The organism is Promicromonospora soli, assembly GCF_014653785.1.
GTDB lineage: Bacteria > Actinomycetota > Actinomycetes > Actinomycetales > Cellulomonadaceae > Promicromonospora > Promicromonospora soli.
On sequence record NZ_BNAS01000006.1, the window covers coordinates 235250 to 248056 of the forward strand.

At 72.4% G+C, this 12807-nt stretch carries 16 protein-coding genes; 7 read left to right on the plus strand and 9 right to left on the minus strand.

What is annotated here, in order from left to right; genetic code table 11:
* Positions 1 to 3: 3 nt before the first annotated feature.
* Positions 4 to 684: an IMPACT family protein gene (locus IE250_RS19275; protein ID WP_189670920.1), complete on the minus strand. Its 681-nt coding sequence runs from the start codon at positions 682 to 684 to the stop codon at positions 4 to 6.
* Positions 685 to 911: 227 nt separating this feature from the next.
* Between IE250_RS19275 and IE250_RS19280 the strand changes: the two genes are divergently transcribed.
* Both IE250_RS19280 and IE250_RS19285 read left to right on the plus strand, forming a co-directional pair.
* Positions 912 to 1664 carry a glycoside hydrolase family 12 protein gene (locus IE250_RS19280; RefSeq protein WP_189670921.1) on the plus strand — a complete coding sequence of 251 codons (753 nt, stop codon included), beginning with the start codon at positions 912 to 914 and terminating at the stop codon, positions 1662 to 1664.
* A 147-nt stretch (positions 1665 to 1811) separates the two neighbouring features.
* Positions 1812 to 2417 (plus strand): tyrosine-type recombinase/integrase, encoded by a 606-nt coding sequence (locus tag IE250_RS19285; protein WP_229872595.1) that lies wholly within the window; start codon positions 1812 to 1814, stop codon positions 2415 to 2417.
* 32 nt (positions 2418 to 2449) lie between these two features.
* On the opposite strand, the gene IE250_RS19290 is transcribed toward IE250_RS19285, so the two are convergent.
* The 8 genes from IE250_RS19290 to IE250_RS19325 form a co-directional block, all read right to left on the minus strand.
* The gene (locus IE250_RS19290) at positions 2450 to 3082 is read right to left on the minus strand and encodes a GNAT family N-acetyltransferase (RefSeq protein WP_229872596.1); all 633 of its coding nucleotides are present in this window, start codon (positions 3080 to 3082) and stop codon (positions 2450 to 2452) included.
* Between the two features lie 89 nt (positions 3083 to 3171).
* On the minus strand, positions 3172 to 3681 hold the full coding sequence (locus IE250_RS19295) for a Dps family protein (RefSeq protein ID WP_189670922.1): 510 nt from the start codon (positions 3679 to 3681) through the stop codon (positions 3172 to 3174).
* 26 nt (positions 3682 to 3707) lie between these two features.
* Positions 3708 to 4331: a hypothetical protein gene (locus IE250_RS19300; protein ID WP_189670923.1), complete on the minus strand. Its 624-nt coding sequence runs from the start codon at positions 4329 to 4331 to the stop codon at positions 3708 to 3710.
* Entirely contained in the window at positions 4328 to 5776 is a 1449-nt protein-coding gene (locus IE250_RS19305; RefSeq protein ID WP_189670924.1) for a DUF58 domain-containing protein, read from the minus strand. Before IE250_RS19305 ends, IE250_RS19300 begins: the two co-directional genes overlap by 4 nt.
* A complete protein-coding gene (locus IE250_RS19310) occupies positions 5773 to 6759 on the minus strand; it encodes an AAA family ATPase (RefSeq protein ID WP_189670925.1) in 987 nt (328 codons plus the stop codon). Before IE250_RS19310 ends, IE250_RS19305 begins: the two co-directional genes overlap by 4 nt.
* Positions 6752 to 7264: a hypothetical protein gene (locus tag IE250_RS19315; protein ID WP_189670926.1), complete on the minus strand. Its 513-nt coding sequence runs from the start codon at positions 7262 to 7264 to the stop codon at positions 6752 to 6754. The genes IE250_RS19310 and IE250_RS19315 overlap by 8 nt, the downstream gene beginning before the upstream one ends.
* Positions 7261 to 8001, minus strand: a complete 741-nt coding sequence (locus tag IE250_RS19320; protein WP_189670927.1) for a DUF4129 domain-containing protein — start codon at positions 7999 to 8001, stop codon at positions 7261 to 7263. The genes IE250_RS19315 and IE250_RS19320 overlap by 4 nt, the downstream gene beginning before the upstream one ends.
* Positions 7998 to 9200, minus strand: a complete 1203-nt coding sequence (locus tag IE250_RS19325) for a DUF3866 family protein (protein ID WP_189670928.1) — start codon at positions 9198 to 9200, stop codon at positions 7998 to 8000. The genes IE250_RS19320 and IE250_RS19325 overlap by 4 nt, the downstream gene beginning before the upstream one ends.
* A gap of 34 nt (positions 9201 to 9234) precedes the next feature.
* Here IE250_RS19325 and IE250_RS19330 point away from each other — a divergent pair, with 34 nt between their 5' ends.
* The 5 genes from IE250_RS19330 to tatC all read left to right on the plus strand — a co-directional run bounded on the left by IE250_RS19330 (position 9235) and on the right by tatC (position 12798).
* Positions 9235 to 10272, plus strand: coding sequence for a helix-turn-helix transcriptional regulator (locus IE250_RS19330; protein WP_229872597.1), 1038 nt, complete (start codon positions 9235 to 9237; stop codon positions 10270 to 10272).
* Positions 10265 to 11281 (plus strand): helix-turn-helix transcriptional regulator, encoded by a 1017-nt coding sequence (locus tag IE250_RS19335; RefSeq protein WP_189670929.1) that lies wholly within the window; start codon positions 10265 to 10267, stop codon positions 11279 to 11281. The genes IE250_RS19330 and IE250_RS19335 overlap by 8 nt, the downstream gene beginning before the upstream one ends.
* A gap of 11 nt (positions 11282 to 11292) precedes the next feature.
* Entirely contained in the window at positions 11293 to 11625 is a 333-nt protein-coding gene (locus IE250_RS19340) for a hypothetical protein (RefSeq protein WP_189670930.1), read from the plus strand.
* Between the two features lie 108 nt (positions 11626 to 11733).
* Positions 11734 to 12021: a Sec-independent protein translocase subunit TatA gene (tatA, locus tag IE250_RS19345; RefSeq protein WP_189670931.1), complete on the plus strand. Its 288-nt coding sequence runs from the start codon at positions 11734 to 11736 to the stop codon at positions 12019 to 12021.
* A gap of 3 nt (positions 12022 to 12024) precedes the next feature.
* Entirely contained in the window at positions 12025 to 12798 is a 774-nt protein-coding gene (gene tatC, locus IE250_RS19350; protein ID WP_308434171.1) for a twin-arginine translocase subunit TatC, read from the plus strand.
* Positions 12799 to 12807: the final 9 nt, after the last annotated feature.

Consider the following 12807-nt stretch of genomic DNA (forward strand, 5'->3'; position numbering starts at 1 on the left):
CGGTCAAGGCCGGCGCGCCGCTGGGCCCGCGGGTACGGGCACATCCACCACGCGGGCCTCGCCGACAGCGGGGGAGAGGCTACCCGCGGAGGCGGCGGCGACGTCGGCGGTCAGGGTTTCGAGCTCGTGCCGCGGGACCAGCAGGCGCAGGTGCGCGACGGCGTCGTAGGCGGGCGGCTCCATGAGGGAGCCGTGCCCGGACGCCCAGTCGCGCAGCACGTTGTCGATGCGGCCGGCATCGGCGTGCGGCACGGCTACCTCGACCTCGAGGAGCAGCTCGCGGCGGAGCAGCGCCCCTGACGCCGCGGCGACGTCCAGGGCCGCGGCGACCGCGCCCGAGTACGCCCGGACGAGCCCGCCGGCGCCGAGCTTCACGCCCCCGAAGTACCTGGTCACCACTGCGACCAGGTCGGTGACCTCGCGGTGCTTGAGCACCTCCAGCATCGGCACTCCGGCGGTTCCGCTGGGCTCGCCGTCGTCGGAGGAGCGGGCCTGGTCGGCGTGCGTGCCGAGCACCATCGCCACGCAGTGGTGGCGCGCGTCCCACAGCTCCTTGCGGAGGCGGGCGATGACGGCGTCGGCCTCCGCGACGCTGCCGGCGGGGGCGAGGTGGGCCAGGAACCGCGACTTCTTGATGACCAGCTCGTGGTCGACGGGTCGGGCGATCGTGCTGGGGAGGTCCACGGGACGAGCGTACGGGTGCACGTTCCGCTGTCGTCACGGTGAACGCCCTGCGACACCCAGGAGCTCATTCATCAGATCTAGTTATGCCATTTTGAGTCGAGGGTGAAATCTTGACAGCGCTCCCACGGCAGGGGAGTCTGTCCGTATTGCGCGGATTACGCGCTCGGGCACCGGTCTGGAGCCCATTTCACGATCTGTGCACTGGCGCACAGGGAAGGAAAGATCAGATGAAACTGGTCAACCGCAGGTCGGCCGTCGGTCGACCTGGCCTGGTAGTTCTCACGATCGCCGTGTTTCTGGGCCTCGCGTCTCCGGCGCAGGCCGCGGTCTACAACTCGTGCAACACGTTCGGGGAGTACACCCAGGGTGACTGGACGATCTACAACAACGTCTGGGGCAACCAGGGCAACACCTCGCAGTGCCTCACTGTCAACAGCATGAACTCGTGGTACGTCGATTCGACCCAGTCCGGCGGCGGCATCAAGTCGTACCCGAACACCTCGGTCAGGCCGCGAACCCCGCTGTCACAGATGGCGAACGCGGGGTTCACGTACGACACCTCGTCGGCCCCCGCCTCCGGCGAGGACTGGTGGAACTGGACGGCGGACCTCTGGTCCACCGGCAACCAGGACGAGATCATGATCTTCACCAGCTGGCACCCGGGCCCGGCCGGCGGCTGGGGCAACCAGATCGCGAGCAACGTGACGATCGACGGCGTCCTCTACGCGTCGGTCTGGCAGGCCGACCCGGGCTGGAACGTCCTGCAGTTCATCCCCGCCAACGAGAACGACAGGGGCTACGTGAACGCCCTGGCGGTGTGGCGATGGGCCGCGGACAATGGCCGCCTGCGCAACACCACCTTCGACACGATGCAGTTCGGCATCGAGATCACCTCCACCAGCGGTCAGCAGAAGAGGTACTCGCTGAACGAGTACCACGCCTGGTGGACCAACACGTCCGGCGGCGGGTCGGGCATCTAGTCCCCGACCTGTCCCGATCCACTTTCAGGGGGAGGCCCTGATCGCCGGGCCTCCCCCTCGGAGATCCGCCTGTCTGGGAAACCAACTCGTTGACCAAGGCCGGTGTTTCCCCTTGATTAATAGTGTGCCAAGCGTATATTCACACTCATGACCAGTGCCGATGCCACGTCACCACAAGCACGGAGCGGGGAGCTCGGCCGGTACCCGCGCCCGCCGGTGTCCCTCGAAGAGGCCGAGTGGGTATGGCGCGAGCTGTCCACGGAGGCGATGCGGCCGGGAGCGAAGCCGGAGACGGCGCGGCTGGCCGTGATCACGGGGCTGGTGCGGGCGACCGGCGCCCGGTACGGGGACCTGCTGCGCGTCCGCGTCGAGGACATCGACCTCGGGCCGGCGCGCGCCCGGGCGGCCGAGGGGACCGTGCTGGTGCGGCACGGCAAGCACCGCACGCCGCGGCGGCACCTGCTGCCGGCCGACCTCGTGGTCCTGCTGAAGCACTGGATGGTGGTGCGTGAGGAGCTAGCGGCCGAGCTCGAGGGCTCCGTGCCGAGGGCGCTGCTGCTCACGGTGCACCACACGCACGACAACGGGACCACCGTCGCGTCCGGCCTGCCGATCACCCGGCAGGGACTGGTGCTGTCGTGGCGCCGGTTCGTGCACCGGACCAACGCCCGCTACGGCGCGCTGCGCCCGCCGCTGCCCACGCGGTTCGAGCAGGTGCGGCGGGCGTGGGTGGAGGCTTCGCTGAGCGAGTGAGGCCCGGCGGCGGCTGAGCGCGGCGTGGCGGGTCAGGAGGACGAGATGCCCAGCAGCGGCGCCTGCGGCGTCGACGACGGCAGCTCCTTGAACCCGTACCGGTCGTAGAACGCCCGGGCCGCGGTGTTCTCGGCGCTGTAGCCGAGGTGCACGCCCGGCACACCCCGCTCCGCGAGGGCTGCCCGGAGCGTGTCGATCAGGCGCGAGCCCATACCGCGGCGCTGCAGCACGGGCAGCAGGTCGATGTGGAGGTGGGCGGGGTACGTCGTGAGCTCGCCGTGGCGCAGGCCGCGGACCATCCGCTCGGGGTCGGCGCCGGCGTGCAGCAGCTGGGCCTCGGTGTAGCCGGGGTTGCGCCCGGTGGCCGGGCCGGGCGCGGGATGGCGGGCGACGAAGCCCGGCGTCCACTCGCGTGCCCACCACTCGACGAAGGCCTGGGTGTCGGCGACGGCGACGATGTACCCCGTGGCGCGACCCTCGTGCTCGACGACCCAGGCGAGGTCGGGGGAGTGCTCCACGTAGGGCAGCACGTAGACGTCGGGCATGAGCAGATCGGACGAGTACACGCCGCGCGCGTCGCCCCCGGCCGCGGCGGTGCGGACGCAGATGTCGGCGACGTCGGCGCGGTCGGCGGCGCGGTACGGGCGGATGAATGGCTCGGTCACCCCGGAACGATAACGCGCCGGAACGCGCCGGGAGGTGCATGACGCCGACGGCGCGTATCAGCTGATCACGGACGAGGAGGCCGGGGGCGTCACTCAGTGATCGCCCCGGACGAAGACTCCAGGTGGGCGCGGACGAACCAGTGGAACAGCTCCAGGTCGTGCAGGTGACCGATGAGCAGGTCGTTCGTGACAGGGTCGACACTCTCGGTGTCCTCTGCGGCCTTGCGGTGGAACGTGATGATGGAGTCGTAGATGCCGTCCAGGGCGGCCAGGTGCTCGATCGCCTGGGCTCGGCCCAGCTCGTAGTCTTCCCATTTCCGGGCCGCGACGAGGGCGCCGGGCGTGCCGATGGGCACGGCGCCGAGGGTCGCTATGCGTTCGGCGATCTCGTCGACCATGGCGCGGACGGCCTCGACCTGCGGGTCGAGCATCTCGTGGACGCCGATGAAGTGCGGCCCCACCACGTTCCAGTGCACGTGCTTGAGGGTGAGGTGCAGCTCGTTCAGCGCGTGCAGCCGTTCCTGGAGGATCTCGGCGACCTCCGCTCCCTGCTCGGGCGTGAGGGACGGGACGGTGTAGCGGGGCAGCTTCGGGGACATGGCGGGCTCTCCTGTTCAGCCGGCGGTCAGTCCCGACCATCGTCACGCGCGGTGCCACCGGTCGCCAACGCGACGAGTGCGAGCCCTGCCACCGCGAGTGCGGCGAGCAGGACGGCGCCCCGCAGGGTTGCTCCGGAGGCGAGCATGGCGAGCCCGCCGAGGATCCCGGTCCCGCCCAGGACGACGGCGTCGCGCCGCCAGCCGACCGTCAGCACGGCCACCTCGGCGCGCCCGCGGAACGGGACGTGTGCCGCCCACCAGGCGGTGCGGGCGACGAGGTAGCCCAGGAGGGCCACGACGAGCGACCACGGGTCGAACGGCTCGGCGGTGAAGCCCCACAGGAGCACACCGGACAGCGCGATGGCGCCGCCTGCGGTCGTGGGGGTGGGGTGCACCACGAGGAGGCCGGTGCACAGGGCGACGAGGGTCCAGACGAGCGCGGGTTCGAGGCCGGGCGTGCGGAAGGCGGCGGTGAGCACGAGGAGCGGTACGAGGGCCAGGAGCGCGGCGCGGAACACCCAGCCGCGGACTGTGGGCGCGGTCTCGATGGTCACCTCGGGCAGGGACCGTCTGGCGGGGTCGGACAGGTGGAGCCGGAGGCGGGTCCAGGCACGGTCGGCCCAGGCGCTAGTCGTCACGGGGCGGGTCACGGGGCGGCCGTCCCCGGTACGCGCCCGGGTACGTGACGCTGCGCGGCGCGGGCCAGGGCCTCGAACCGCACGGCGGCCCGCTCGCGTTCCGAGGCGGCCCAGCGCACCACGGGCACTCCCTCGCGTTCCAGGGCGGCGAGCCGGTCCTCGCGCTCCAGTCGCGCTATGCGCCACGCGATCCAGAGGTGGTTCTCGACGACGGGGTGCACGTCCGGCAGGGTGTCGATCACCACGACGGGATGGCCGTTGGCGCGCCAGGTGCGCACCAGGTGCAGCGGATCGTCGTCGAGCACGGTGGTGAACAGGTAGACGATCGCGTCGGCCGGTACCTGCGGCGGGCGGACCCGGTGCACGGAGGCGCGATCCCTGGGTTGGGCCAGGGCCAGGGCGTGCACCACGCGGCGCAGGTGCCGGCGTCCTGCCGCGGGCAGGAGCGGACGCCGTCGGCGGGCCAGGTCTTCCAGGCCTACCCGGTCGCCCGCCTCGACGAGCGCATGGGCCACGGAGGCGGCGGCGTGCCGGGCCAGGTCGAGCGACGTGGGCTCGTCGACGCGGAGCGTGCCGTAGCCGCGCCAGGTCCGGATGTCGGGTCCGACCTCGTCGCGGGAGTCGACGACGAGCACCGCCGTCGCCTCGGCGGTGGCGTAGGTCCGGCGCACGTACAGCGTGTCGAGCTCGGGCGACCGGCGTGCCGTGGTGCGCCAGTCGATCCGCCGCAGCCGGTCTCCGGGGGTGAACGGGTGGATGTCGCGCAGCTCGGCGCCGTCGCCCAGCCGGCGTGACGAGTGGGGGCCGGTCAGGCCGCGCAGGCGCCGCGGGAGCGGTAGCCGGCCCAGCGGGGCCGCGGCCGGCAGGACCAGGCGGCGGGTGGCGCCGACCTCGACCGGTTCCTGCTCCCAGGCACCGTGCCGGGACGCACGCAGGTCGATGACGAACGTCTCCTGCGGCCCGGTGCGTACGGAGGACAGGCGGAGCGGGACGCGACGCGCCGCGGGGCTGTCATCTCCTGCGCTGCCTGCGCTGCCTGCGCTGCCCGTGGTGCCAGCACCCGGTCGCACCGCGAGCGCCACCTGGGTGCTGCGGTGGCCGGGGGCGCCGATGCGGAGGTGGGCGATGTCGGCGGTGTCCGTGCTGGGGTTTCCGGAGGCGGTGAGGTGGAGGGTGGCGGTGAGCTCGCCTGCGGTGGCGGGGTTCTCAGGTTCGTGGAGGGTTCCGTGCAGCGGTGCGTGGGGGCGGCTGGCGTGGGCCCAGGCGGCGGCGAGGAGGCCGGGGACGCCGATGAGGGCGAGGTCGGCGCGGCCGGCCAGTACGCCGGTGGCGAGCAGGAGGATGCCGGTGGCGACGGCGGCGGTGTGCGTGGAGGTGAGGCGCCAGCCGTGGCGGTCGTCGGCTGGTTTGCCCTGGGAGGTTCGTCCACCGGTGACGATGATGCCGCCGATGGTCATGGGGTGCGGACCGTGGCGGGGGTGGGCACGGTGTGCAGGAGGTCGGTGACGACGGTCTCGGGGCGGGTGGCGGATGCCCATGCGGTTGGGGTGAGGGTGATGCGGTGGGCGAGGACGGGGACGGCGACGCGTTTGACGTCTTCTGGGAGTACGTAGTCGCGGCCGTCGAGGACGGCGATGGCGCGGGCGAGGAGCACGAGGTTCTGTGATCCGCGGGGGGACGCGCCGACTTCGAGGGCGTGGTGGCCGCGGGTCGCGGCGGTGAGGTCGACGCAGTAGCGGACGACGTCGGGGTCGACGGGGACGGCTTCCGTCCCGGCCTGCATGGCGAGGACGGTGGCGGGGTCGACGATCTGGCGTACGGGGGCTGCTTCTTGTCTGCGGGCGAGGCGGCGGGTGAGGACTTCTGCTTCCTGGGTGGCGTCGGGGTAGCCGACGGCGAGGCGGACCATGAACCGGTCGAGCTGGGCTTCGGGCAGGGGGTAGGTGCCCTCGTACTCGACGGGGTTGGAGGTGGCCAGGACGTGGAAGGGGTTGGGCAGGGGGCGGCTGGTTCCCTCGATGGAGACCTGGCGTTCGGCCATGGCTTCCAGGAGTGCGGACTGGGTCTTGGGGGCGGTGCGGTTGATCTCGTCGGCGAGGAAGAGGCCGGTGAAGACGGGGCCGGGGCGGAACTCGAAGGTGCGGGTGGCGGGGTCGAACACGGAGGAGCCGGTGATGTCGGCGGGGAGCAGGTCGGGGGTGCACTGCAGGCGGGCGAAGTCGAGGCCGAGGGCGGTGGCGAGGGAGCGGGCGGCGAGTGTCTTCCCAAGGCCGGGGACGTCTTCGAAGAGGACGTGTCCGCCGGCGAGGATGGTGGCGAGGGCTACCTGGAGGGCGTCGCGCATGCCGACGACGGCGGTGCCGATCTCGGTGAGGACCTGTTCGCCCAGTGCCGCGACGTCGGTGACGGGCAGGGGGCCGGGGGTGTTCTGGTCAGGCACGGTTCTCCTCGGTGGCGGGCGGCGGCGCGTGCGTGCTCGTGGGTGCGGGGCCTAGGCGTTCGATCGCGTCGAGCCAGATCTGCACGGTGCGCGCTGTCGGGGGTTCGTAGGACAGGAGCTGCCTCAGCACGCGGGCGCCGAGCAGGCGTTCGGCGTCGGGCTGGGCGGCGGGATCAGTCGGGTCGACGCCGTGCGCGCGGAGCCGGTCCGCTGCGAGCGCCCGGATGCGGCGTACTACCCGGTCGGTGACGCGTCCGTCGCGGCTGAACGCGGCCCAGCCGAGGTCGGAGACGTCATGTCGGCCACCTGCTCGGGTGGCGGAGGCGCGGTGGGGCCATTCGGGGTCGTCGATGGTGGCGTCGGTGCCGGACCACAGGATGCTCATCGCGATGGCCAGGGCTGCCGCGGCTGTCGCGTGCCAGGGGTTGAGGATCTGCCAGAACACGAGCCCGGCGGCGGTGAGGCCGGCGAGGATCGTGACGGTGGTGACGCGCCGCCAGTTCATCTGGGGCGCCGTCCGGTCGGATCGCCTGTGGCGTCGATCAGGGGGCCGGGGTCCGGGACGTCCAGGCTGCGTGCGATGTCCGCGAGCGCCGTGCGGGCCTGGGCGACGGCGTCGGCGTCGATGGGCCGGTCGGTAAAGCGGGCCCGCTGGTAGAGGGTGCGTAGCCGGGCGACGGCGGCTGGTGGTGCGGGGGTGGCGTCCAGGACGGTGCCGGCGAACTCGGTGGGGGTCTGGGCGGGGTCGCGGCGGGTGCCGGCGCGGGCGGCGGCTTCTTCGAGGGCTACCCAGGCGGCGACGACGGCGTCGCGGGGGCGGGCGTGTCCGTCGAGGTGGGCCAGGGCGCGGGTGACGGCGTCCTGCAGCTCGGGGAGGTCGACGTCGTCACTGGTGGTGCTCGCCGCTGTGCCGGCTGCGAGGTTGTCGGGGGTGGTGCTGATGCGTTCGCGGCGGACTTCGAGGAGTCTGCGGACCGCGATCGTGATGAGGGAGGCGACGAGGAGCGCGAGGAGGGTGGCGGCGACCAGGACGGCCCAGCGGGTGTCGAACTGTGCGGGCTGCTGTTCCTCGGGTGGTGGAGTGGGGCTGCTCGACACGGGGGGCGGGCTCGCGAGGGGCACGACGAACTCCGGCTCGGGCAGCTCGGGCGGGCTGATGGTCCAGGGTGTGGCGGTGGCGGCGCCGAGGACCACGATGGTGACGAGCACGCAGGTGATGGCCAGGCGGGTTGTGGCTTTCATGTGGATCGCGTGGTGTCGCCGGTGAGGTGGTGGGCGTGGATCCCCGCGACGGCGGCCGCGACGAAGGACGCGGGGTCGCCGTCGAGGCCGCGGCCCATGGTGCGCAGGCCGGCGGGGGAGGTGCGCAGGGTGTCGACGAGGGCGGCGTCGGCCGGGACGTCGACGAGGGTGTGCCGGGCTGTGCCGGACCCGGTGCCGGACCCGAGCGTCGCCGCCTGCTCGCGGATGCGGCGGGTGAGCGGGACGCCCCAGGCGGGCATGTTCTCGACGTCGGCGGTGGGGACCGGGACGGGGATGTCGGCCGGGGTCAGGGCGACGCGGCCGTACGCGGTCAGCGAGTGGTGGGAGACGCCGAGGTGGCGGTCGCGGGGGTCTGCCCCGGACACGCGCAGGGACGCGACGGGCCGGCCGCCGAGGGCGGCGGCGGCGTTGACGGCCTCCCCGGCGGCGACGCCGGAGTAGCCCCACCGGGTGCCGGTGCCGAGGTTGCCGGGCCCCTGGGCGACGACGGCGACGTCGCACCCGGCGACGTGCCGGGCCGCCAGGAGGCCGGTGTGCACGGTGACTGCTTCCAGGTCGCCGCCGAAGGCCTGGCCGACGGTGACGCAGGTGGTGAGCCAGTCGGCGTCGCGCAGGGCGGCGATGGTGCGGGAGAAAGCGGCGGGCAGGGCGCCGCCGTCGGTCATGACGTACGCGACCTTGAGGCCCCCGGCCCCGGTCGTGCCTGCCTGGGCGGCGGCGTGCCGCAGACCCGCGACCACGGCGGGCAGCGCGGAGTGCAGGTCCGCGACGACGACGGGCATGCCGTCCAGGCTGTCGGCGTCGGCCAGGGTGGCGTGGTGGGGCGACTCCTGCTCGTCGACGCCGAGCACCATGGTCTGCAGGGGCGTGTACCGCGCCTTGACGAGGTGGCCCGGCCCCGGGACGGGGTCCGGCGGCAGGTGCGTGGTGCCGGCGGCCGGGCCGACGACGAGCGCGTACCCGCCGGTGCCGAGCCCGCGCGCGAGGGCGGACACGTTGAGCAGCAGGGCGTCGCCCGGGACGGGCTCGCCGACCAGGTCCGTGTACGCCAGCGCGCGGACGGTCACCGGCCCGGCCGCCCGGCCGGGCAGCGGCCGGTCCAGGGCCACCTCCAGCTCGAGCGCACCCCGCCACGACTTGCCTGTGGAAATCACGGTCCCGATCCGCCACGTCATCACACGATGGAGGCTACCGAACGCTACCGTTGTCCTGGTGCCCAGTGACCTGCCCCCCAGCCTGAATCCCGCCGAGCGGCTCCTGAACCTCGTCATCGCGCTCGTGAACACGAACGCGGCCATGACCAAGCAGCAGGTGCGCTCCGCCGTCGCGGGATACTCCGACGCGCCCAGCGACGACGCGTTCGAGCGGATGTTCGAGCGGGACAAGGACATGCTGCGCGCCCTGGGCATCCCCGTGGTGACGGTCGGGACCGGTGGGCACACCGACGAGCTCGGCTACCGGATCGACCAGGACGCCTACGCGCTGCCGCCCATCGACCTCACCCCGGCCGAGCTCGGCGTGCTGTCCCTGGCGGCCCAGTTCTGGCAGGACAAGACGCTGCAGACCGATATCAACCGCGCCATGGTCAAGCTCCGCGCGGCGGGCGCCGGGGACCCGTCCGCCGACGCCCTGGCCGGTCTCGCGCCGTCCGTGCGCGCCGTCGGCGACGCCTACGGGCCCCTGATGGAAGCTATCGAGGCACGCCGCGCGGTGTCGTTCAGCTACCGCGCCGCGTACGACGGCGTGGTGCGGACCCGGCACGTCGAGCCGTGGCGCATCGCGGCGCGCGACGGCGGCTGGTACCTCATGTGCTTCGACCGCGACAGGCAGGCGCCCCGCGTGTTCCGCGTGTCGCGCATCGAGTCCCGCGTGAGGGTGGTCGGCCCGGCCGGCGCCTACGACATCCCCGAGTTCGAGACCGACGCCATGCTCGGCAAGGCGCACGGCGAGGTCAGGCAGGCAGTGGTCGCCGTCCGCCCGGAGCGGGCGGGTGCCCTGCGCGCCCGCGCCAAGGCCGTGCCCGACGGCGAGCGCCAGGTCTACGCCGAACGCCTGGCCGAGGCCAGTTTCTCCGCGGGGGACTCCGCCGGGTGGGACATCCTGCAGGTGCCGTACCAGTCCCTGACCGGCATGGCGTCCGAGGCCGCCGGGTACGGCGCCGCGCTCGTCGTGCTCGAACCCGAACCCGTCCGGGAGGAGACCCTGCGCCGGCTCACCGCCGCGGCGGCACTGGGGGGCTCCCGTGGCTGAGCGCGCCGACGACCGGCTCCTGCGCCTGCTCGGCATCGTCGCCTACCTGGACGGCGCCGGCCCGGTGTCCGTAGCCGACCTCGCGGACCGGTTCGGGACCACACCCGCACAGATCCAGAAGGACGTCGACGCGCTCTGGGTCTCGGGCACCCCCGGGTACTGGCCCGACGACCTCATCGACTTCGACGCCGCGTCCATCGACCGCGGCGTCGTGCACCTCACCGAGGCGCGCGGCATGACCCGGCCCCTCCGGCTCGGCACCCGCGAGGCGATAGCACTGGTCGCGGCCCTGCGCGCCATGCGGGCGACCGACGCCGTCCAGGCCGACCCCGCACGGTCCGCCGTCGTCGAGTCCGCCCTGGGCAAGCTCACCGCCGCCACCGGCGAGGCCGCGAACGCCGTGGACGTGCGGCTCGCGCCCGGCGGTGACCGGCAGGTCGTCGCGGCGATCTCGTCGGCCCTGACCGCGCGCCACCGGCTGCGGATCCGGTACGTGACGTCGTCGGACGTCGTCAGCGAGCGGGACGTGGACCCCGTGCGGCTGCACACCCAGGACGAGTTCGCCTACCTCGCGGCCTGGTGCTACCGGGCCGCGGCGTCGCGCACCTTCCGGGTGGACCGCATCCTGGAGGCCATCGAGACGGACGTGCCGGTGCAGGCCCACCCCGGCGTGGGGGAGCCCTCGGCCGAGATTGATTTCGCCGCCCTCTTCGCGGGCGGTTCCTCACCGCTGGCGACCATCCGGTTCGCGCCGCGAGCGCGGTGGTTCGCCGAGGAGGTCCCGGTCGAGTCGGTACGCAACCTGCCCGACGGCGACTTCGAGGTCACCCTGCGCGTCACCAACCCGGGCTGGCTGCGCAGCTCCCTGATCCGGCTCGCCCCGTTCGTTCGTTCGGTCTCCCCGAAGGCCCTCGCCGACGACGTCGCGGGCGCCGCCACCGAGGCGCTGGCGGTCTACGGCGTCGTCGTGGCAGACCGAGACGAAGCCACATCACGGAATCCGCACTAGGCTTGGCGACCATGTGGTTCTGGGTGTGGACCCTGCTGATCGTGGGCAGCCTTGTCGGAGCGTTCTTCATTGCCCGCTATCTCTGGCGGTCGGCAAAGGGACTGATGCAGGAGCTGGGCCGGGCTTCCCGCCGGATCGGCGAGTCGAGCGACCGGATGCAGGAGCTGTCCGACCGGGCTCGTGAGGTGGCAAGCACGCAGCACGCCGGACCGAGCCTGTTCGACGACGTCACGATCCACTACCAGCGCGTCAACGCGCACCGGGTGGCCCGTGCGGGGCGCAAGGAAGTGCGCCGGGCGAGGAACGTGGCGACGTGGCAGAAGTGGAAGCATTTCAACGACTGACCCTGCGCTACCTGCCGTCCATCGAGGGGCTACCTTTGTGCCCCCTGGGTCCGCGTAGGATCGGGCATATCCGCACTACGCGAATCAGCCGCACCGTAAGGAGTCACCATGACAGGCGCCATGCAGCCCTGGCACTGGATCGTTCTGCTCGTCGTCGTCCTGCTGCTCTTCGGGTCCACCCGCCTGCCGGGGCTGGCCAAGAGCGTGGGCCAGTCGATGAAGATCTTCAAGAAGGAGATCAAGGACATGCGCGACGACAAGCCCGCCGACGGCGACGCCGCCGACGGCGTGACGAACGCGCCGACCGGCACCGCTGCCGGCTCCACCACGGGATCGGCGACGAGCTCGTCGGCGAGCTCACCCACGGACAAGGGCGGCGACGCCCCCAAGGCCTGACCGGTGGCACGTACGAGGCGGTCGTCCGACGGCCGTATGCCTCTGCTGGAGCACCTGCTCGAGCTGCGCAAGAGATTCGTCCTGATAGCGCTCGGCCTGGTCGTCGGCGCCATCGCCGGATGGTTGCTCTACGACCCGTTGCTGGTGCTGCTCCAGCGTCCGCTCGTGGTGGCGGAGGAGATGCGGGGCAACGAGATGACCCTGAACTTCGCCGGGCCGATGGCGGCGCTGGACCTGAAGATCAAGTCGTCCCTGTTCCTGGCCGTGTTCCTGACCTGCCCCTGGTGGCTGTACCAGGTGTGGGCGTTCATCACGCCGGGCCTCAACTCGAACGAGAAGAAGTACGCGTACGGGTTCGTCGGCGCCGCGTTCCCGCTGTTCCTCGGCGGTGCGTACATGGCCTGGCTCGTGTTCCCGCACGCGATCGAGATCTTGTCGGGGTTCCTGCCGGACGATGCGACGGCGTTCACCAACGCCCAGGAGTACCTGTCCCTCGTGATGCGGCTGCTCATCGCGTTCGGGCTGGCGTTCCTGTCCCCGGTGCTGCTCGTCGGCCTGAACTTCGCCGGCCTGCTGTCGGGCAAGGCGCTGCTGGGTGGCTGGCGGTGGGCCATCCTCGTCGCGTTCACCTTCGCCGCGGTCATCACGCCGACGCCGGACGCCCTGACGATGATCCTCGTGGCGCTGCCGATCTGCGTGCTCTACTTCGGCGCCGTCGGGGTGTCGGTCCTGCACGACCGGAGCGTCGAGAAGCGGCTCGCTGAAGCAGAGATCTGACAGCTCGTC